This window comes from Variovorax sp. 01T432 (genome assembly GCF_056398605.1).
Genome location: NZ_JBFTPS010000006.1, coordinates 66,346 through 86,049 on the forward strand (window position 1 = coordinate 66,346; position 19,704 = coordinate 86,049).

Annotated in this window: 17 protein-coding genes and 1 riboswitch; of the genes, 12 read left to right on the forward strand and 5 right to left on the reverse strand. The window is 64.9% G+C overall.

Going from position 1 to position 19,704, the window contains the following annotated elements:
• Positions 1 to 8: 8 nt before the first annotated feature.
• The 3 genes from AC1DNF_RS07065 to cysS are packed head-to-tail and all read right to left on the reverse strand — an operon-like array spanning position 9 to position 3,050.
• On the reverse strand, positions 9 to 989 hold the full coding sequence (locus tag AC1DNF_RS07065; protein WP_478147857.1) for an acetyl-CoA carboxylase carboxyltransferase subunit alpha: 981 nt from the start codon (positions 987 to 989) through the stop codon (positions 9 to 11).
• Positions 990 to 1,004: 15 nt separating this feature from the next.
• The gene (locus AC1DNF_RS07070) at positions 1,005 to 1,655 is read right to left on the reverse strand and encodes a DNA-3-methyladenine glycosylase family protein (RefSeq protein WP_478147858.1); all 651 of its coding nucleotides are present in this window, start codon (positions 1,653 to 1,655) and stop codon (positions 1,005 to 1,007) included.
• A gap of 15 nt (positions 1,656 to 1,670) precedes the next feature.
• Positions 1,671 to 3,050 carry a cysteine--tRNA ligase gene (gene cysS / locus AC1DNF_RS07075; protein ID WP_478147859.1) on the reverse strand — a complete coding sequence of 460 codons (1,380 nt, stop codon included), beginning with the start codon at positions 3,048 to 3,050 and terminating at the stop codon, positions 1,671 to 1,673.
• 215 nt (positions 3,051 to 3,265) lie between these two features.
• Between cysS and AC1DNF_RS07080 the strand changes: the two genes are divergently transcribed.
• From AC1DNF_RS07080 to AC1DNF_RS07100, 5 genes are read left to right on the forward strand one after another with little or no spacing between them, the layout of a single operon-like run.
• Positions 3,266 to 3,847: a tetratricopeptide repeat protein gene (locus tag AC1DNF_RS07080; RefSeq protein WP_478147860.1), complete on the forward strand. Its 582-nt coding sequence runs from the start codon at positions 3,266 to 3,268 to the stop codon at positions 3,845 to 3,847.
• Positions 3,848 to 3,905: 58 nt separating this feature from the next.
• Entirely contained in the window at positions 3,906 to 4,493 is a 588-nt protein-coding gene (locus AC1DNF_RS07085; RefSeq protein ID WP_478147861.1) for a peptidylprolyl isomerase, read from the forward strand.
• Between the two features lie 15 nt (positions 4,494 to 4,508).
• Positions 4,509 to 5,021, forward strand: a complete 513-nt coding sequence (locus tag AC1DNF_RS07090; protein ID WP_478147862.1) for a peptidylprolyl isomerase — start codon at positions 4,509 to 4,511, stop codon at positions 5,019 to 5,021.
• Between the two features lie 9 nt (positions 5,022 to 5,030).
• Positions 5,031 to 5,792 (forward strand): UDP-2,3-diacylglucosamine diphosphatase, encoded by a 762-nt coding sequence (locus AC1DNF_RS07095; RefSeq protein ID WP_478147863.1) that lies wholly within the window; start codon positions 5,031 to 5,033, stop codon positions 5,790 to 5,792.
• Positions 5,792 to 6,586, forward strand: a complete 795-nt coding sequence (locus AC1DNF_RS07100) for a M90 family metallopeptidase (protein WP_478147864.1) — start codon at positions 5,792 to 5,794, stop codon at positions 6,584 to 6,586. The genes AC1DNF_RS07095 and AC1DNF_RS07100 overlap by 1 nt, the downstream gene beginning before the upstream one ends.
• A gap of 22 nt (positions 6,587 to 6,608) precedes the next feature.
• Here AC1DNF_RS07100 and AC1DNF_RS07105 read toward each other — a convergent pair whose 3' ends face one another.
• Both AC1DNF_RS07105 and AC1DNF_RS07110 read right to left on the reverse strand, forming a co-directional pair.
• Complete coding sequence (locus AC1DNF_RS07105; protein ID WP_478147865.1) at positions 6,609 to 9,464, reverse strand: DUF349 domain-containing protein; 2,856 nt, start codon at positions 9,462 to 9,464, stop codon at positions 6,609 to 6,611.
• 90 nt (positions 9,465 to 9,554) lie between these two features.
• Entirely contained in the window at positions 9,555 to 13,364 is a 3,810-nt protein-coding gene (locus tag AC1DNF_RS07110) for a DUF748 domain-containing protein (protein ID WP_478147866.1), read from the reverse strand.
• Positions 13,365 to 13,959: 595 nt separating this feature from the next.
• Between AC1DNF_RS07110 and AC1DNF_RS07115 the strand changes: the two genes are divergently transcribed.
• The 7 genes from AC1DNF_RS07115 to AC1DNF_RS07145 all read left to right on the forward strand — a co-directional run bounded on the left by AC1DNF_RS07115 (position 13,960) and on the right by AC1DNF_RS07145 (position 19,528).
• On the forward strand, positions 13,960 to 14,790 hold the full coding sequence (locus tag AC1DNF_RS07115) for a transglycosylase SLT domain-containing protein (RefSeq protein WP_478147867.1): 831 nt from the start codon (positions 13,960 to 13,962) through the stop codon (positions 14,788 to 14,790).
• Between the two features lie 37 nt (positions 14,791 to 14,827).
• A riboswitch (ZMP/ZTP riboswitch) is annotated at positions 14,828 to 14,953 on the forward strand.
• A gap of 41 nt (positions 14,954 to 14,994) precedes the next feature.
• Entirely contained in the window at positions 14,995 to 16,239 is a 1,245-nt protein-coding gene (glyA, locus tag AC1DNF_RS07120) for a serine hydroxymethyltransferase (protein WP_478147868.1), read from the forward strand.
• A 35-nt stretch (positions 16,240 to 16,274) separates the two neighbouring features.
• Entirely contained in the window at positions 16,275 to 16,718 is a 444-nt protein-coding gene (gene nrdR / locus AC1DNF_RS07125; RefSeq protein ID WP_478147869.1) for a transcriptional regulator NrdR, read from the forward strand.
• 166 nt (positions 16,719 to 16,884) lie between these two features.
• Positions 16,885 to 17,463 (forward strand): GspH/FimT family pseudopilin, encoded by a 579-nt coding sequence (locus AC1DNF_RS07130; RefSeq protein WP_478147870.1) that lies wholly within the window; start codon positions 16,885 to 16,887, stop codon positions 17,461 to 17,463.
• A gap of 8 nt (positions 17,464 to 17,471) precedes the next feature.
• Positions 17,472 to 18,029, forward strand: coding sequence for a type IV pilus modification protein PilV (gene pilV, locus AC1DNF_RS07135; RefSeq protein ID WP_478147871.1), 558 nt, complete (start codon positions 17,472 to 17,474; stop codon positions 18,027 to 18,029).
• Between the two features lie 52 nt (positions 18,030 to 18,081).
• Positions 18,082 to 18,825: a prepilin-type N-terminal cleavage/methylation domain-containing protein gene (locus AC1DNF_RS07140; RefSeq protein ID WP_478147983.1), complete on the forward strand. Its 744-nt coding sequence runs from the start codon at positions 18,082 to 18,084 to the stop codon at positions 18,823 to 18,825.
• A gap of 1 nt (position 18,826) precedes the next feature.
• Positions 18,827 to 19,528 carry a pilus assembly PilX family protein gene (locus AC1DNF_RS07145; protein WP_478147872.1) on the forward strand — a complete coding sequence of 234 codons (702 nt, stop codon included), beginning with the start codon at positions 18,827 to 18,829 and terminating at the stop codon, positions 19,526 to 19,528.
• The last annotated feature ends 176 nt before the right edge of the window (positions 19,529 to 19,704 follow it).

Here is a 19,704-nt window from a genome sequence, read left to right on the forward strand (position 1 = left end):
GCGCTGCCCTACTTGCTGCTTTCGGCCTTGGTGTCCGAGAAGCGGCCGTAGCTTTGCAGACGTTCGTAGCGGCGATTGAGCAGCTCTTTCGGCGTCAGATCGCTGACCTGTCGAAACGCATCGTTGAGCGCCCGCTTGAGGAACGCGGCCATCTGCCGATGATCGCGGTGCGCACCCCCAACCGGCTCGTTGACGATCTTGTCGACCAGCCCCAGGGCCTTGAGCCGATGCGCAGTGATGCCCAGCGCATCGGCCGCTTCCTGCGCCTTGTCGCTGGTCTTCCAAAGGATCGAGGCGCAGCCCTCCGGGCTGATCACCGAGTAGATCGAATACTGCAGCATCAGGAGCTGATCACCCACAGAGATGGCGAGCGCTCCGCCGGAGCCCCCCTCTCCGATGATGGTCACGATGATCGGCACCTCGAGCTGCGCCATCTCGAAAATGTTACGGCCGATGGCTTCGGACTGGCCGCGTTCTTCGGCGTCGATGCCAGGATAGGCACCTGGCGTATCCACGAAGGTGAACACCGGGAGCTTGAATTTCTCGGCCGTCTTCATCAAGCGCAGCGCCTTGCGGTAGCCCTCGGGCTTGCTCATGCCGAAGTTGCGCGCCGTGCGCTCCTTGGTATCGCGGCCTTTCTGGTGGCCGAGCACCATGCAGGGCGTACCGTTGAAGCGCGCCAAGCCACCGATGATCGAGAGGTCGTCGGCGAAGTGACGGTCGCCATGCAGTTCGACGAAGTCCGTGAAGATCTCATGCACATAGTCGAGCGTGTAGGGACGCTCGGGGTGGCGCGCGATCTTCGTGATCTGCCAGGGCGTCAGGTCGCTGTAGATGTCCTTGGTGAGCTGCAGGCTCTTCTTGCCGAGCTGATCGATTTCTTCCGAGATGTCGACCGCCGATTCGGTCTGTACATAACGCAGCTCTTCAATCTTGCTTTCGAGTTCAGCCACCGGCTGCTCGAAGTCGAGGAAGGTTCGTTTCGCCAACGTCTTCTCCTGTATTCAATATGCGACCGGTAGCGGGTCGAGCGATCGCCAAATATACCAAGTCGCGACGCTGCAGTATGGTGCCCAGGCCACGGCCACCTCCCGCGCATCGCTCCGGCTCACAGGATCGCCCGAGAAATAATTCTGACTGATGCCGTTGATCAAGCCGAGGTCGTCGAGCGGCAGAACGTTGGGACGCATCAGATGGAAGATGAGGAACATCTCGGCGGTCCACCGACCGATGCCGCGGATTGCAATGAGTTCCGCGATGATCATCTCGTCGGACATGTTCTCCCATGCATCGACGTGCACCGCGCGTGAATCGAAGTGTATGGCGAGGTCGACGAGATACTCGACCTTGCGCGCCGACAGGCCAGCGGCACGCATGTCGTCGACCTTGAGCTTCAGCACGTTGGCGGGCGCCATCTTGCGGGGCAGCTTCGCGAAGCGGTCCCAGACGGATTGCGCCGCCTTCACGGAGATTTGCTGGCCGACGATGCTGCGAGCGAGGGTCGTGAAGGCGTCTCCGCGCGACTCCAGGCAGGCGTCGCCGAAGCGCGGAATCAGCCGCTTCATGACGCGGTCTTTCTTTGCGAGATGCTTGCAGGCCTCTTCCCAATAGGGGGGCGTGAAGACTTCGATGGCGAGTGGCTTTGCGGCAGGCATGGGTTTGTCAGGCCTTCACTTGGCGGAGGTCCAAGTCGTACCGGTCGGCGAGTCTTTCAACACGATGCCCTGTTCAAGAAGTTCGTTGCGTATGCGATCCGCTTCAGCGAAATCCTTCGCGGCCTTGGCCTCGGCCCGCCGCTGGATCTTGGCCTGGATCGTCGCCTCGTCGAGCGTCGTGCCCGCTTGAAGGAACCCTTGAGGGTCTGATTGCAGCAGGCCCAGGCATCCGCCCAGGGCCTTCAGCAATCCGGCGGCCTCCGCCGACCGCGTGCGATTGACCTCGCCCGCCAAGTCGAACAGCACCGCAACCGCTTCCGGCGTGCCGAAGTCCTCGTCCATGGCCGCCTTGAACCGGGCGGCGTAGGGGTCGCGCCAGTCGATCGCAACCGCGGCGGCCGGCGGAACCAGATGCAGGGCCGTGTAAAGCCGCTTGAGGGAGGCACGCGCATCATCCAGGTGAACATCGCTGTAGTTGAGCGGGCTGCGATAGTGCGCTCGAACCACGAAGAAACGGATTGTCTCGGCATCGAATTTCTGCAGCACGTCGCGGATGAGAAAGAAGTTGCCCAGGCTCTTGGACATCTTCTCGTCGTCGATGTTGATGAATCCGTTGTGCATCCAGATGCGTGCGAGCGGCTTGCCGGTCGCGCCTTCGCTCTGGGCAATCTCGTTCTCGTGGTGAGGGAACTGCAGATCGGCGCCGCCCCCGTGGATGTCCAGCGTTTCCCCCAGAAGCTGGCAGGCCATGGCCGAGCATTCGATGTGCCAACCCGGACGGCCGGCGCCATATTCGCTCGCCCACTTCACTTCCTCGGGCTCGCTGGCCTTTGCGCTCTTCCACAGCACCGGGTCGAGCGGGTCGTCCTTGCCGTCGAGCACGGCCACGCGCTCACCGGCGTGAAGTTCATCGAGCGTCTTCCCGCTCAGCTTGCCGTATCCAGGGAACTTGCGCACGGCGTAGTTGACGTCGCCATTGGTCGAACGGTAGGCAAGGCCCTTATTCTCCAGCGTGGCGATCATGGAAAGCATCTGCGGAATGAACTCCGTTGCGCGCGGTTCGTGCGTAGGCCGTTCGATCCCCAGGGCGTCAGCATCCTCATGCAATGCATCGATCATTCGATCGGTGAGCGCCCGGATGCTCTCGCCGTTCTCGACCGCGCGGCGGATGATCTTGTCGTCGATGTCGGTGATGTTGCGCACATAGTCGACCGCAAGCCCCGATTGCCTGAGCCAGCGCTGCACGACATCGAAGGCGATCATCGAGCGCGCGTGCCCGAGGTGGCAATAGTCGTAAACCGTCATCCCGCACACGTACATGCGCACCCGACCAGGTTGCAGAGGAGAAAATTCCTCCAGATCACGCGTGAGCGTGTTGTAGATGCGAAGACTCATGGGACTCGGAAAGCGTCGGTTCGCGCTCGTGCTGCACGAGCGAACGACGGCGGTTTTTCAAGGGTGGATGCGCTGCGGCAACATGGGGCTGGACATGGCCCCTCGGCTACAATCACCCGCAGTATAAACGGCCGTCGCCGGGTATTTTCCGGTTGTTTTCCGGGTAATCCCCTGGGGTTTTCGAGGCCCGCGCCCCTCCACTCGCTTGAGGCTTCATGCAGTACGCCCCCTTCTCCATTTCGAATTTGATCCGCGTTTTCTCGGTGCTCTTGTTGGCACTCGCCGCGGGTGCTGCGCAGGCCGACGACTATTCCGACGTGAACAATCTGCTGCGTCAAGGAAAGGCCGACGAGGCATTGACCAAGGCCGACACCTACATTGCCAGCAAGCCGCGGGATCCGCAGATGCGCTTCTTGCGCGGTGTGATCCTGACCGAGCAAGGCAAGCAGGCCGACGCGACGACGGCATTCACGCAGCTCACCCAGGATTTCCCGGAGTTGCCTGAGCCCTACAACAACCTTGCAGCCCTGTACGCGAGCCAGAGTCAGTTCGACAAGGCTCGCACCGCGCTCGAGATGGCGATCAAGCTCAATCCGAGCTATGCCACCGCCCACGAGAACCTCGGCGACATCTATGTCCGCCTCGCGGCGCAATCCTATGTCCGCGCTCAGCAACTCGAGCCCGGCAACACGACCGTGGCGCCGAAGCTGGCGCTGGTCCGCCAGGTGTTCGGCAAACCGGCAGTGGCCGCGCTGCCCGCCGCCGCACCTCCCGCTCGCAAGGCCGTTCGCAACTAGACCGCCCGGACTGTTCGCGTCGCCGCGCCGCGGCTCAATTCATCGAAAGCAAGACCTCGTGACTATTCAAGCCTTTTCACGCCGCAAGGCATTGGTTCTGGCCGCAACGCTGGCCCTCTCGGGCACCGCGGCTAGCACGTGGGCGCAGGCCGCGCCGCGCGTGAAGCTCAGCACATCGGCCGGCGACATCGTCATCGAACTCGCGCCCGACAAGGCGCCCAAGACGGTTGCGAATTTCCTGCAGTACGTCAAGGACAAGCACTATGACGGCACGGTGTTCCACCGCGTGATCGACGGCTTCATGATCCAGGGGGGCGGCTTCACGGCTGACCTGAAACAGAAGCCGACGCGGGCGCCGATCCCGCTCGAGGCGAGCAACGGCCTCAAAAACGACAAATACACCATCGCCATGGCCCGCACCGGCGATCCGGATTCCGCGACCTCCCAGTTCTTCATCAACGTGAAGGACAACGCCATGCTGAACGCCCCAAATCCCGACGGCCACGGCTATGCCGTGTTCGGCAAGGTGGTTGCAGGCACCGAAGTGGTCGACAAGATCCGTGTGGCAGCCACGGGCAACAAGGGCGGCATGCAGAACGTGCCCCTCGAACCCATCACCATCCAGTCCGCCACCGTGGCGAAATAAGCAAAGGAGCACCCCATGAGCAACCCCCAAGTCGAACTGCACATCAAGGACCAAGGCGTCATCACGCTCGAACTCGATCAGGAAAAGGCTCCCAAGTCGGTCGCCAACTTCCTCGAGTACGTGACCAAGGGCCACTACGACAACACCATCTTCCACCGTGTCATTCCCGGCTTCATGGTGCAAGGCGGCGGCTTCGAGCCTGGAATGTCGCAGAAGCCCTCGGGCGCCGAGATCCAGAACGAGGCCAACAATGGCCTCAAGAATGACAACTACACGGTGGCGATGGCCCGCACCAGCGCCCCGCATTCGGCCACTGCGCAGTTCTTCATCAACGTGGCCGACAACGCCTTCCTGAACCACACGGCCCCTTCGGCGCAAGGCTGGGGCTATGCGGTGTTCGGCAAGGTCGTGGCCGGCAAGGAAGTGGTCGACAAGATCAAGGCTGTGAAGACCGGCCGCAAGGGCTTCCACGATGACGTTCCCCTCGAAGACGTGGTGATCGAGAAGGCCGTCATCAAGGGAGCCTGAAGGCCGCGCATGACGACTTTTGCCGAGCTTGAGGCGCCTGCGGAGTGGCATACGGTCGACCTGATCTCCGACCTCCATCTGCAGGCAACCGACGCCGCAACCTTCGACGTGTGGCAGGGCTATCTGCAAACCACACCGGCAGACGCAATATTCATCCTCGGCGACCTGTTCGAGGTCTGGGTCGGCGACGATGCAGCCGCCCTGCCCGGTTTCGAGGCCCAGTGCGCCGAACTGCTGCGGCGCGCGGCCGAGCGCAGGCCGGTGTTCTTCATGCACGGGAATCGCGACTTCCTGGTCGGGGCCGCACTCGCCACGCGCTGCGGCCTGACGCTGCTCGACGATCCGACCGTGCTGACATTGCACGGCAAGCGCTGGCTCCTGAGTCACGGCGATGCGCTGTGCCTCGAGGACACCGAGTACCTGAAGGTCCGCGCCCAGGTGCGTGCGACCCCGTGGCAGGACGCCTTCCTTGCCCGCCCGCTCGCGGAACGCCGCGCGTTCGCGCGCTCGATGCGCACGCAGAGCGAGGATCGCAAGCGCAGTCCGGGCATGGTCTTGGCCGACGTCGACGCGGACGCCGCGCGTGCATGGCTCCTGCAAGCCGGCGCGACGACCCTGGTTCACGGCCATACCCACATGCCTGCAACCCACGCGCTCGGCTTGGGGCTTGAACGGATCGTGCTGAGCGACTGGGATGCCACGGCGCATCCGCCCCGCGCCCAGGTCCTGTGCCTCTCGAGCGCGGGCGCGCGACGCGTCGACCTGCGCTGATGTTCGGCTGGCTGCGCCGCCTGCGCGCCACGCCCCGCATCCCCGATGAGGCTTGGCTGGCCACACTGAGGCGCTACCCGTTCCTCACCGAGCGCGCCCCCGCCGACGTGGAACGGCTTCGAAGCCTTGCCGCCGAGTTCCTTCGTGACAAGGAATTCCATGGCGCGCACGGCTTCGCCATCACCGACGAGGTCGCGCTCGCGGTCGCGGCGCAAGCCGTGCTTCCGGTGTTGCATCTTCCAAAGGGCCTGGCTTGGTACGACGACTTCGTGGGCATCGTGATCCATCCGTCGGGGGTCGTGGCCCGCCGCAAGACCACCGACGAAATGGGCGTTGTGCACGAATACGACGAAGTGGTGGCGGGCGAGGCTATGGAGCAGGGCCCGGTCATGCTGAGTTGGCAGGATGTGCTGGCGAGCAGCATCACGCGCGGCGAGGGCTATAACGTCGTGATCCACGAGTTCGCCCACAAGATCGACATGCGTACAGGCGCGGCGGACGGCTGCCCGCCGCTGCCCGCGGGCTTTCGCGGAACCTCGACGGCACGGGCGGCGCGCACTGCCTGGTTCGCGGTACTCGAACCGGCCTTCGAAGCGTTTCGCGAGAAGACCATCGTCGCCGAGCGATTCGGCGGCGAGGAACCCTGGCTGGACCCCTACGGCGCCGAATCGATGAGCGAGTTCTTCGCCGTGGCCTGCGAGGCCTATTTCGTGAACCGCGGCAGGTTCATGTCTGAATTCGCCGGGCTCACCTCGTTGTTCGAAGAATTCTTCGAGCCATCCGATAGACGCTGAGCGTTCTTCCGAACGCTGTCTCTTACTTGCGCAGCAGCGCCTTGAGCGCGTTCTGCAGGCGACGCGCAGCTGCAGCGTCATGCGCGGCAGCGAGCACCTTGCCGGCGTCCTGGCCCCAGGTTTGTGCCGGCGCCGGGTCGCCGCGCCGGGTCAGTAGTTTCAACTGCAAGGCGCGGCGGGCTTCGAGCTGCTCGGCTGGGGTCGGCACTTCAGCCGCCATTTCGAGGCGCAGCAGGGCCTCGGCCGCTTCACCCCCCATCGCCGCTGGCGCTGCGCCCAGGGATTGCGACCAAGTGCTGCGCACGGCCGGCGTCACGGCCCGGCCGAATTCCTGAACGCTCGGCAGTTGTGACGCATCGCGCTTTTCCCACGCGCCCAGCAGTTGGCTGAGCGCCTCACCGTGCGCCTGAGCGGCGAGCTTGCGCAAGGCGAGATCGGCACGTTCGAGCGCCTCGCGCTGCGCGCGGAACGCGGCATCGCCAAGGCGCGGGCCACGGTCTTCGAAGCGCGGGGGCCGGTCGCCGAAGCGGCCGCCAGGTCCGCCCGCGGGCGCGCCACGATCGCCCGGACGCGGCGCCCGCTCACCGGGCCGGCCGCCTGGGCCGGATGGTCCGCCCCGAGTGTCGCGACGATCTCCGAACTTGCCACCCCGCGCGGCGGGTGCCGCGTCGGCCTTCTTGTTTCCGGGCCGGTCATCGCCGCGCACAGCGATCACGGGCTTGGGCGCGGGCTTCGGCGGCGCGGCAGGTGCCTGGGTGGTCTCGTGAGAGGCGCCGGCGTCGGCCCGAGCCGACGGATCTGCGCCATCGGCGGGCGCGACCAGATCAACAGCAGGCGCCGAAGCCTCCGGCGCGACGCTGGCGGGCAGTGCGTCCGCGTCTTCCGGCGCGGGTTCCTGCTGGGCACTCTCGCTGAACTCGGCTGCGGCTTGCCCTGGGGCCACCACCTCCGTGGCCCCCACCGCGGGGCCATCCGCCGTCGCAGTCTGTGCCGGCTGCGCAACCGGCGCCTTCGGCGCGGGCGGAGGTGCCTCGCCACGCAGCGCGCCTTCGAGGCGAGCCACCGCAGCGCGAATCTTCTGCACATCGCCGGAGCTGTTGGCGGCATCGAGGGCCTTCGACGCCTCGAGCACATTCCGGTCGTGCTCGCTCATTGCGGCGGAGGCTTTTTCGCGGTCGGCGCTCTTGCGGTTGAATGCTTCGTCGATCGGGGCCCGGAACGCGTCCCACAGCTTCTGCTCCTGACGGCGGTCCAGCGGCACGGTCTGCGCTTCGGCCTGCCAACGCTGCTGCAGTGCCTTGACAGCATCGATGCGCAGCATCGGCGCGGCGCCGAGCTCGGTCGCTTCGGCAATCATGGCCTGACGCCGCTCGATGCTGGCCTTCTGAGCCGCTTCGAAGGGCGCGCGCGCGGCGCCGAAGGCCTCGTTCCAATGCGGTTGCAGTTCGGCGAAGACCTTCTCGCCCACATGGCCCGCATCCCGCCAGCGATCGGCAAACTGATGCAGCGCACGATGGTGTGCCTTCAAGTCGGAAGCATCGGCATGCGCCGCAGCCCAGGCCTTCACTTCCTCGATCAGCGCCAGCCGCTGCGCGCGGTGCTCGGTCGCTTCGGCGCGCACCTTCTCGAGCCAGGCTTCGACCACTTTGTGCGCTTCATTGCAGGCCTCGTCGAAGCGCTTCCAAAGGCCATGGTTCGGCACACCGCCCTGGTCGGCCTGCTTCCATTGATCGCGCAGGGCGCGCAGCGTCTCCTGCATCTTGCGGCCGCCAAGGGCCTGGCCTTCGGGGCGCTTCAACAGGCCCTCCGCTTTCGCAACCAGGTCCTCGCGCACCTTGTCGGCGCTCCAGCGTTGCCAGCCCTCGAGTTCGCCGGCGGCGACCAGCGCCGCATGCACCCGGGCTTCAAGCGGGGGCTCAACCAGCTTGCCGTGCTCCTTGAGGACGATGCGTAACGCCGAGGCGGCGCCCGCGCTGGCCTTGCCATGGCCCTCGGCGGTTTCCTGCTCGAGCTTGAGCAGCGCCGTTTCGACCGCACTCTGAGCGGCGGCCCGCTTTTCCATGTCGACCTTGGGAGCGGGCGGCTTTGGCGCGACGGCCGGCGCGGCCTCGGCAGGCCCGCCGCGTGCGACGCGCAGCTCGTCGGCCCAAACCGGCACGGGCGGCAGCGGTGCGGCGGCGTCCGCCGCAGCGGCCATGGTTTGCGCCAGCGCGGCATGGAAGGCATCGGACACGACCAGCAATTGCGCCTTGGAGGATTCGAGCTGCGGCGCAAAGCGCGCGTCGAGGCTGTTCCAGTTGGCATCAGCCACGATGTCGGCTGCCTGCTGCTGCCAATGCATAACGTCGGCGCGAAGCGCGTCTTCGGCGGACTGGGCGTCGCGCCAGCTCTTCGTCGACAGGACTTCGAAGCGCTGCGCCAGCAGCACGGCGGCTTCGCGGTGGACCTGCGCACGATGCTGCAGGTCCTCGATGCCCTTGACGCGCTCGGCCAGCCGGGCCTTGAAGCCTGCCAGCGGATCGCGCGACAGCGGCGCGCCGGCCTTGGCGGCATCGCGCTGCCATGCCAGCGCATCGGCGATGTTCAGCTTGGGTTGCGCCAGCAGCGCCTCGGCCTTTTGCGTCCATTCGACTGCAATCGCCTCCTGGCCCTTCGCACGCTTGAGTTCGTCGAGCTTCTCGCGAAGCAGGCGCGCGGCGCCTTTGTCGCGGCCGCTCAGCTCCTTGAACACGTCCTGCATCTGCTCGGGCGCCGGATTGCCCGCTAGCCACTCCCGGATGCGCTGGGCGCGTTCGCCCGAGGTCGGCGCGGTGAAGGCGCCACCGGTCATCGTGTCAAGGGACTGGAGGTCGTGGGGCTTGGAGGAAGTTGAAGTCACTGCGCGAATGTCGTTATCTGAATAGGAAAAGCGAGGCGCCGGCATTTGCCGGCGCACCCCGCTATTTTCACCGAGATGTGGCAGACCGGATCAACGGGTCGCCAGTTTCAGTTCTGCACCCGGTTTCCAGTCTGCGCCTTCGGGGTGCGTGCGGACAGCGCCGAGGAACAAACGCTCGCTCGGAACCTTCTGTGTCAGAAGGTAGTCACGCACCGCCGCGCCGCGTTCCACCGCAAGCTGACGCATCGATTCCTCGTCGACCGGAATGCTGGCCATGAGCAGATCCTCCATTTCCTTGGTCGGCAAATCCTTGGCCAACCCGATCATGTTGCGAGGCTTCTTGACCTCGGAGCGCTTGTACGCCGCGGCCAGCAGTTCCGGGTACTCTGCGTCAGTCACCGGCGCCACGTCGGCTGCGTCCCGATTGCCGCGAACGGCGGACCGACGCTTCTCCGCCTGCGCAAGCTGGCGCACGCGCTGGCGCTGGTAGGCCTCGCGTTCCGTTTCGAGGCTCGAGGTACCCACCACGGTCATCTGCAGGGTGGGCCGGTCCGTGAGCGCCTTGGCCACCTTGTCCAGGCTTTCCTTGGCCTCGGACGACAACACTGCGCTGCCCGGCGCAAAGGCGATGATGCTCGACTCGCCGCCTGAGCCACCTCCGAACCCGCCTGTCAACAAGTGGAACGGCGCGGTGACCGCCTTCACGATCAGGTTGACGAACGCCTTGAGGATCAGCGGCCCGATGCTGAATTGCGGATCGTTGAGAGACCCACTGAGGGGGAGGTCGACATCGATGACGCCGTTGCGATCCGCCAGCAGGGCCACGGCCAGGCGCACCGGCAAGCTGGCCGGTGCGCCTTCCACCTGTTCGCCGAACTGCAACTGATTGAGAACCAGCTTGTTGGTGGCCGTCAGTTGCCCATCCGGCGCAATCTTGTAGTTGACGTCCATGCTCAGCTTGCCGCGCTCGATGCCGTGGCCGGCATAGCGGACCGAATACGGAGACAAGGGCGGCAGGTCGAGGTCGCGCATCTTGGCGGCGATATCGAGCTCGAGCGGCTTGGCGAGCGGGTTCAGCTTGCCGGTGATCTCCAGCGCGGCAGTCTGCTGGGCCTTGCCCCGCAACTCGAGATCAGCCATCGTCGGCTTCCCGCCTTGAGGTTTGGACGAGAACGCGCTGAGCGTGCCCGTCAGCTCGGTCAGATCGGCGGAGTAATTGGGCTTGACGAACAAATCGGTGAAATCGATCCGGCCATTCACCAATTTCATCGGACCGAAATTGATCACCGGGGCCGAGGCATCGCCGGCGGCAGGCCGCGCGGCCGTGGCAATGGCCTTGGGCGGTGCTCCAGCGCCCCTCGGTTCGCCGCCGACTGCCGGCTCCGCTGGAACCGGAGCGCCAACGGGATGCGCGATGGTCGTCGTTCGCGTTCCACCCAGGCTCCGCCGCGTCGTCGCCTCAGGCGCCGGTGCAGCAGCCACCGGGGTCTCGCCCGGCTTCTTCGAAAGATCCTGAAGGTTGATGCGCCCCGTCGGATCGACGATCACGCGAGCGAAGAAATCGGTCAAGGTGGTTTCGCGCACGTCCAAGGCCAGGGGCGTGTGGGGCACCATATTGAGTTGCAGGCCGCGCAGGCTCAGTGTCTTCCAGCTCAGCAGCTGGTTTCCGCGCGTCGTGCCGGGCGACTGGGTGAGAGTGGCGCTGTTCGCGCGGAAGTCGTCCAGCGCGGTATCGCCCGCCAGCTTGAGGCTCATGCCCGCAGGCGCCGCCGCGAACTTGACCGTGCCGCGGAAGCTCGCGAATGCCCGGCGCACATCGACGTTGAAGGGGTCCGCGTAGTAGGTCTTGAAGGCGTGGACAGGGATCGCGGCCACTTCCAGCCGGCCCTCCGCCGCAACCGGCCTGAGCACCACCGTGCCCTTGTAGTCGAACCGTCCGGCGTCCGAGCGACCCGCGGCGATGCGCCCCGACAATTCGAGCGGCGAGACGGCATCCGTGTCAGGCGCGATCTTCCGCGCATTGATCTTCAGCGCGCTGATCTCGAAATCGACCGGCGTGGCGCTTGCCTTGTCCGAATAGGACAGTGCGCCGTTGTCGACCGCCACCGTGCCGATCGCCAGCGCCCACGGTTTGGTATTGGTATTGGCGTTGGCCGCGCCGGGAGTCGCCGCGGTCGCGACTCCGGCGTCCTTCGGCGCGGCGACCTTGGCGTCCGGGGAGCCGCCCTGGGCCCCGCCCGCCGGCTCCCTCAGCCAACGCTCGAACATCCAGCGCTTCTCGTTGTCGCGCTCGATGCGAACCTTGGGGTTGATTGCGGTGAAGGACGCGATAGACAGCGTGTGCTTTGTCATGTCGACTTCGGCGTCCACGAGTTCAAAACGCCCCACGCTCGCCAAGGCCGTCTTGGCCTGGGTCAGCGCCAGCCCGTCGGCGGCGAGACGCCGCGCCTTGAACTTCAGGTCAGGCGCCGTCCAGGCAACATCGATCTGGCCGCTCAGCTTGCCGTCGAGCGTGGGCTCCAGGCTCTGGGCAAGATAAGGCGCAGCCAGCGACAAGGGCAAACCGTCGATCTCGGTCTCGACCTTGGCGACTTTGTCCGTCGCCTCGCCTCCGAACTTGACCTTCGCCCCACCCACGGTCGTCGAGCCGCTGAAAGGCGCGGGCTTTTCCATCGGCCAGGCGATGGCACTCGCCTGAAGGTTGAACTGCTTGACATCGATGGCTGCCGGCGGGGTCGTTGTCTGGTCCCGCCAGCCGATCTCGCCGCCGGTCAGGGCCAGCTTGTCGACCTGCACGCGCCAGTCGGGTTGCCCGACAGGCTTGACCAGACCCGCGGTGTCCGGGGCAGGGACAGATGCAACTTTCTCCGTCGCGCCGGTGGCCCGATCGGTCGCCAGCAGATTGAGCCGCCCGGCCGCATCGCGCGCCACCACCAGTTGCGGCGCGGCCAGTTCAATCTCGCCCAGATGCACGACCCGATCCAGCGGCCTGACGTCCATTAGCGCGACCTTGAGCGAATCGAAACCGAGCAGGTCGCGCCCCTTCGCGTCGGCCAGTCTGATGCCATGGGCGGCGATGGTCCCGGTGATCTTCAGGGCCGACGTCGCGGTCTGCTCGAAGTCGATCTTGAGTTTCGCATCGAGCGTGCCTCCCTGCAAAGCGACCGGCAAGCCACCGGGCATGTACCCGAGGTAGGGTACGAGGTCCAGCCCCTCGAAGTTCAGCTGGGCGTCTGTCCAGTGGTTCTCCGCGAAGGGGGCCGTGAGGGCGGTCGAATCGAACCTGCCGCCGTTGAGGACGAATGCAAGCTTGGGTTCGGTCTTGATTTCGCGCTGGGACGGGAGATTGCTGAGAAAGGGCACATTCAGAACGAAGCCCCTCAGTTCGTGCTTGCGCTTGACCGTCTGATCGTCGAAATCGACCGACCCGCCGGAGATGGCGATGTTGTAGATCGCGAAACGCGGCGGCTCGCTCTTGGGCGCCTCCGGAGCGCTGGCGAATTTGGCCAGGATGTCTTCGAAGTCGTACTTGCCGTCGGCGAGACGCGTCACGAGGATGGAAGGAGACTCGACCGCCAAGGCGTCGATCACCGGAGCCAGGCGAATGATCGACTGCAACTCGGCATCGGCGTAGATCCGCGCCACCGCCACCTGGGCCTTGCTGCCATCGGCGGTCGCGATCCGCAGGTCACTGAGGGTCAGTTCCAGCGTCCAGGGCTTGAAGTCGACCTTGCCCACTGTGACCTGGCGGCCCAGCTTTTCGCTGGCAATCTTCTGGATTTGACTCTTGGCGATCGGCGGCACCGCCAACCACGCGAGCAGCCAGAGCGCCAGCCATGCCAACAACGCGACGACCGCTCGCCGTACCCACTTGTTCTGTCTTAGAGAAGCTGCATTCATCGAGCGGGAGTGTGCCCCAAACCGCGATGCCTTCCCACAAATGAGAAAGCCCGGTGGACCGACGCGAAGTCGACCCTCCGGGCTCGATGGCGGGCACAAGGTCCATGCCATCTTTCGCTCGACCGGAAGTTCAATCGTTCCGGTCACGCTGGCAGCAAGAGATTGCCACCGTTTGGGCCTCGGCCGCTGAACCTTCGGATTGCGCCTCCGGCTACCGGACCTCGGTTAAACGCCTGAAGCTCAGGCCCTCTCAGGGTAGGCGGGCGGCACTGCGATTGCAAATGAGGTTTTCAATGGGCCGCCGCCCCTCGATGCGACTACAAATGTATTCATTTTCATTCGTTCACTAGCATAAGATGTCACTTTGTTATTCTTGACCGGGTATTAAGGCGCTCCTAGAATGCCTCCTAACCGAGCTGCCCACGCGCAGCCGGACTCCAGAGAACCCGCTGCCGAACTCCCCCGGCTTGATCAGGTTGCCGTGCCACCCACCATGCGCGGAACCTGATTCGTACCAATCCAAGCGCCGCTGCCTCGACCCCTCGCCTTCATCAATGGCGCGGTGATCCAGGCGCCGTACAGAAAGGAAGAAGCGATGAAACAGGCGTTTGAAGCCATGGCCCTCGGCCTCCGGACCTTTGTGTCCGATGTGGTCGATGGTTTTTTTGAGATCACCCATAACGGCTTCGCCCTTGTCGGCCTTGCCATCGTGTTCGCGGCCCTCGCCCTTGCCGTGCGCCCTGACCTGCGTCAAACAGGCGAAGAACAGCTCATGGGTTGGCTCCAGTCCCGCAAGCCGCCGCCGGAGGTGACGGATCTCGAGCCAACCGCCATTGAACGCACGACGGCGGCCAGCCCCGACGAGTTGCCGAAGCAGCAGGCAGCCGTCGCCTACTGGTTGAGCAGGAAGTACAAGGTGGCGGTTGAACCGCTCACAGTTCTCGTGTCTGAAGCCTTCGACCTCGGCAAGCGCACGAAGCTGGACCCGACGCTCATCCTCGCCATCATGGCTGTCGAATCCAGCTTCAATCCTTTCGCCCAGAGCCACGTGGGCGCCCAGGGCCTGATGCAAGTCATGACCCAGATCCACGGCGAAAAATATGAAAGCGCCGGCGGCACGCTGACCGCGTTCGACCCGGTGACCAATATGCGGGTCGGAGTCAAGGTGCTGCAGGAATGCATCGCACGCGCCGGCTCCCTCGAAGGCGGCCTCAAGTACTACGTAGGTGCCGCCAACCTTCCCGACGACGGCGGCTATGCGAGCAAGGTACTCGCCGAGCGGATGCGGCTTCTCCAGGTGGCCAGCGGCCGCCCAGCCTCGATCACGCCGCCGCCCGCCGTGCGCGTCAACCCACCGCAGACCGCGGTGGCGCCCGCCAAGCCCGTCGAGCCGAACCCGCAAGTCGCCCTGCTCTCCGAGATGTAGGCTTTTCAGAGCGCCAATAACCGCCGTCAGCTACACTCGGCCGGCACGCGACTGGCGATAGGCGCAACCCTTTTCAGGTGCATTGCGCTGACGTGGAACACCACTGGGAAGCGTGCCGCCTGCGGTCACGGCAGGTGTTCAGCCGTTCGCCTGGGCAGCCCTTGTTTGGTTGAAGAACAAGGACCATCGTCTCGAAGGACTGCCATGTACAACCGCAACATTCTGGTCGAACAGACCGACCCCGAAATCTGGGCCGCCATCCAGGCCGAGAACGCGCGACAGGAACACCACATCGAGCTCATCGCGAGCGAAAACTATGCGTCGCCGGCCGTCATGGCCGCGCAAGGCTCCCAGCTCACCAACAAGTATGCCGAGGGCTACCCCGGCAAGCGCTATTACGGCGGCTGCGAACACGTCGATGTCGCCGAGCAACTGGCCATCGACCGCGTCAAGCAACTGTTCGGCGCCGAGGCCGCGAACGTGCAAGCCCATTGCGGCGCCTCTGCCAACGAGGCGGTCATGCTGGCCTTCCTGAAGCCCGGCGACACGATCATGGGCATGAGCCTGGCCGAAGGCGGCCACCTGACCCACGGCATGCCGCTCAATATGAGCGGCAAGTGGTTCAACGTGGTGAGCTACGGTCTGAACGAGAAGGAAGAGATCGACTACGACGCGATGGAGCGCAAGGCCCACGACGCCATGCCCAAGCTCATCATTGCTGGCGCATCAGCCTACTCGCTGCGCATCGATTTCGAACGATTCGCCAAGGTGGCCAAGGACGTCGGCGCGATCTTCATGGTCGACATCGCCCACTATGCGGGCCTCGTGGCGGCGGGCGTGTACCCCAACCCGGTACCGCACGCGGACGTCGTGACCTCCACCACCCACAAGAGTCTGCGCGGACCACGCGGCGGCATCATCCTGATGAAGTCGAAGCATGAGAAAGCCATCAACAGCGCGATCTTTCCGGGGCTGCAGGGCGGGCCTCTCATGCACGTGATCGCCGCCAAGGCGGTCGCCTTCAAGGAGGCGTTGGCACCCGAGTTCAAGACGTACCAGCAGCAGGTGGTCAAGAACGCCCAGATCGTTGCCGAGACGCTCACGCAGCGCGGCCTGCGCATCGTGAGCGGCCGCACGGAAAGCCATGTGATGCTGGTCGACCTCCGCGCCAAGGGCATTACCGGCAAGGAAGCCGAAAGCGTCCTGGGCAGCGCCCACATGACGATCAACAAGAATGCGATCCCGAACGACCCCGAGAAGCCGATGGTGACGAGCGGTGTTCGCATCGGGACGCCCGCCATGACGACACGCGGCTTCAAGGATGAAGAGGCCCGCGCCACGGCGAACCTCATCGCCGACGTGCTCGAGAATCCGCGCGACGCGGCGAACATCGACGCCGTCCGCGCGAAAGTGCACGCGTTGACGAGTCGGTTTCCCGTCTATCGCTGAACCCGCTTGGATGGTCCCAGCACAGGATTGACCGCATGAAATGCCCATTTTGCGGTCACCTTGAAACGCAGGTCGTCGAGACCCGCGTATCCGAGGACGCCGACTTCGTGCGGCGCCGGCGGCAGTGCGGCGCCTGCGACAAGCGCTTCACCACCTACGAGCGGCCGGACGTGAACTTCCCGGTTGTCGTCAAGAAGGATGGCAGCCGAGCCGACTTCGACGCGGGCAAGGTGCGCGCCTCGATGATGCTGGCGCTGCGCAAGCGACCGGTGAGCATCGAACAGATCGATAACGCCCTCTTGCGCATCGAGCAAAAACTCCTGTCCAGCGGCGTGCGCGAGATCGAATCGAACAAGGTCGGCGAACTGGTGATGCGCGAGCTCAAGAAAATGGACAAGGTCGCCTACGTGCGCTTTGCCTCCGTATACCGCAGTTTCGAAGATGTGGATGAGTTCAGGCAATTGCTGCGCGACATCTGAGCGCACCAAGAGCGGGCCGCTTTTGCTCGCAACTTTGTCAAAGCTACCGAACAATGTTGTCAAATTGTCTTTTCTCCTGTCATCTCCTCCATTCGTCGGGAAATTTCGACCGCTGAGCGAGTAGGCTGGCGCGGGCCGTCGCACCGGCCCTAGCATCCGGGCCGCCATGCCCATCCAGCATTTCAACTGCCACCGCCCGACCTCGCTCTCCCCCCGAGCCTCCGGTTTCACAGCCATCGAATTGATGGTCGTGCTCGGCATCATTGCCATCCTCGGCGCGCTCGCGCTCCCCCGCTTCGGCGGGGTCATCGAGGGGTGGCGGGTTCGCCGGGCGGCGGAGGACCTGCGCGCGACCCACTATCTCGCAAGATCGGAAGCCATGCGTCGCGGGGGCCATGTGACGCTCCGCAAGGCATCGCCTTCCGATTGCGTCACCACGGAAGACAAGGACTGGAGTTGCGGCTGGGTGCTGTTCGCCGACGCCAATGGCAACGGCATCCTCGACAACGGCGAAACTCAGATCCAATCCTCCTCGGCGCTCCACGGCGTCAAGGCGGAGATCGGAGTCGCTGGAGCCGAGGCTTACCTCAAGGTGAACCGCTGGGGCGACCTCAATGGATTCGGCGCGCTCCGCTTCACGCTGCGCCCCGCAAGCCATCAAGATCTGAGCGCGGCGCTGGTCATGTGCATGTCCGCGGGCGGAAGGCTCCGGTCGGTTCAGGGTACTGACAATTGCAGAGCCTGATCTTGCCTGTGTCTCGACCTCCCCGCCGCCTTGGGCGACAAGACGGCATCGCGCTCCTTGAATCGCTGGTTTCCATCCTGATCCTGGCCATCGCGGTGCTCGGCATGCTGAGTGTGCAGTTGCGAACGCTCGCCGAAACGCAGACCAGCGTGCGCCGGGCGCAAAGCGTCCGGCTAATCGAGGATTTTGCCGAGCGCATCAAGACCAATCCCGGCGGCTTCAGGCAGCTGCGCCACTATGTGGCCGGCTGGGACGAGACACCTGCTGCTCCGGACTGCCGGCATACCGCTTGCGATCCCGAAACGCTCGCCAGATGGGACGTCGCCCGCTGGAAGCAGGCTGTCGCCCAAACCCTGCCCCTGGGGCGAGCCGCGATCTTCGAGTCGCCCTCCGGCGAGGCGTCCCCCGGACTCCAAAGGCAATTGAGCGTCATGGTGGCCTGGCGCGCCAACGAGGATGCGGCTTGGGACAAGGCTCGCGCCGTGCCCTTGCTTCCGGACACCCTTGGTCTCGCCATGGACTGCCCGGCCGACCTGATCTGCCATCTTGCCCATGTGCAGCCCTGAAGCTCATCGCGAAAGCGCCGCTCGAAGAGGTGCCGGCCGGAAGCACGCCCGCCTGCCGGCGCGGCGTGCACGAGGCATGACGCTGATCGAATTGCTCATCGGTCTCACGATCGGCCTTCTGGTCATCGTCGCGGCTCTCGGCACGCTCGTGCTGTCGCGCGCGGTTTCGGGCGTCGTGAGCGAAATCAGTCAATTGCAGCAGCAAGGCTCTTTCGCATTGCGCGTCATCGGCATGCAGTTTCGCCAGACCGGCTCGATAGAGCCGAATCGCGACGAACCCAGCGGACTCTATGCATTCGCGGGCGCCCCCTCTGACGCCGATGCCGCACGCGCCGCTCTGCGCGGCGCCGACGGCGAAGGCACGCGATCCGACCGCGTATCCATCGTCACTACTCAAGCCGAATCGCTGGTCGACCAGTTGCGCGACTGCCTTGGAAACAAGGTCGCCGCGAACGAAATCATGGACGCGACGTTCGCAACCGACGGCGCCGGACAACTGACCTGCGCAAGCCAGGGAATGAACGCAAGCCTGGTCGGCAATGTCGCGGATTTCCAGGTGAACTACCGGGTCCAGGCCGATGACGCATGGCGGATCATGACCGCAAGCGAGATCGACGCGGAGGCTCGCTGGGATGCCGTCAAGGCGATAGAGATCTGTCTCGACCTGCAAGGCAGCGAGAACATCCCCGACGGGGCGACACCCTACAAGGGCTGCGACGAGGCCGACCGGCCGCGCAACGGACACACGCACCTCGTTTTCCGCAACGTCTTCGATCTTCGCACCAAGGAGCGATGACATGACGCGCTCATCTTGCGGTCTGCGCCAGCGCGGCATCTCGCTCTTCGTCGTGATGGTCATCGTATTGCTGACCACGCTGCTGGTGATGTGGGCCTCCCGTACCTCGCTGCTCAACGAGATGGTGACCAGCAACGACAGCGACTACCAGCGCGCGCTCGAAGCGGCCCATGCCATGGTGCGTGATGCCGAACTCGACATCAAGGGCGAGCGACCCGACGCCACGCCGTGCATCGAGGGCTGCCGAGCCAGGGGGCCCGCCGGCGCAACGGTGGGAAGGGTCTTCTATCCGACGAGCGAAACGGAGCTTCAGGAGTTGCTGACGGCGCTCGCCGACAGCGCGCCTTCGTGCGCGGAAGGCATCTGCTCACCCGACAAGGTGCCGCCCCAGTTCTGGAATGACAAGGAAACGCTCGAAGCGATGAAGCGAAGAGCGTCTGCGTATGGCGCGCACACGGGCGAAAGAGCCTCCGCAGCCGCGAACCCGTTGCTGTCTTCCGGTACCGGACAACGGGCCTGGTATTGGGTCGAGCTGTTGCCCTATGACACGGCCGCGGCCATCGACGGAGGCCCGGCGGAAGCATTCGCACCCGACCGTACCACGCCCTACATCTACCGGATCACCGCGGTCGCGCAAGGCCTCAGGCCAACGACCCAGGCTGTCGTGCGAACGATCCTGGTGTGGAAGAAATCGAGGTCGTAAGGTGGTCAAGACCGCATCGCACCGGCCCGATCGAAAATCAATGAAACCAAGATCCCTCTTCGTCAAGACCGCGCTCTGCGTGGCCGTGACGAGCGGAGCGACGCCCCCTCAGGCTTTCGCCGCCCCGCTCGCCCTGAGCACCGCGCCTGCTGGCACCGACCACAAGCCATCTGCTC

Coding starts and splice junctions, on each gene's coding strand:
- AC1DNF_RS07115 (WP_478147867.1), top strand. CDS start 13,960: ATGAAACAGGCGTTTGAAGCCATGGCCCTCGGCCTCCGGACCTTTGTG.
- AC1DNF_RS07130 (WP_478147870.1), top strand. CDS start 16,885: ATGCCCATCCAGCATTTCAACTGCCACCGCCCGACCTCGCTCTCCCCC.
- nrdR (WP_478147869.1), top strand. CDS start 16,275: ATGAAATGCCCATTTTGCGGTCACCTTGAAACGCAGGTCGTCGAGACC.
- AC1DNF_RS07145 (WP_478147872.1), top strand. CDS start 18,827: ATGACGCGCTCATCTTGCGGTCTGCGCCAGCGCGGCATCTCGCTCTTC.
- cysS (WP_478147859.1), bottom strand. CDS start 3,050: ATGAGTCTTCGCATCTACAACACGCTCACGCGTGATCTGGAGGAATTT.
- AC1DNF_RS07110 (WP_478147866.1), bottom strand. CDS start 13,364: ATGAATGCAGCTTCTCTAAGACAGAACAAGTGGGTACGGCGAGCGGTC.
- AC1DNF_RS07100 (WP_478147864.1), top strand. CDS start 5,792: ATGTTCGGCTGGCTGCGCCGCCTGCGCGCCACGCCCCGCATCCCCGAT.
- AC1DNF_RS07070 (WP_478147858.1), bottom strand. CDS start 1,655: ATGCCTGCCGCAAAGCCACTCGCCATCGAAGTCTTCACGCCCCCCTAT.
- AC1DNF_RS07080 (WP_478147860.1), top strand. CDS start 3,266: ATGCAGTACGCCCCCTTCTCCATTTCGAATTTGATCCGCGTTTTCTCG.
- glyA (WP_478147868.1), top strand. CDS start 14,995: ATGTACAACCGCAACATTCTGGTCGAACAGACCGACCCCGAAATCTGG.
- AC1DNF_RS07095 (WP_478147863.1), top strand. CDS start 5,031: ATGACGACTTTTGCCGAGCTTGAGGCGCCTGCGGAGTGGCATACGGTC.
- AC1DNF_RS07090 (WP_478147862.1), top strand. CDS start 4,509: ATGAGCAACCCCCAAGTCGAACTGCACATCAAGGACCAAGGCGTCATC.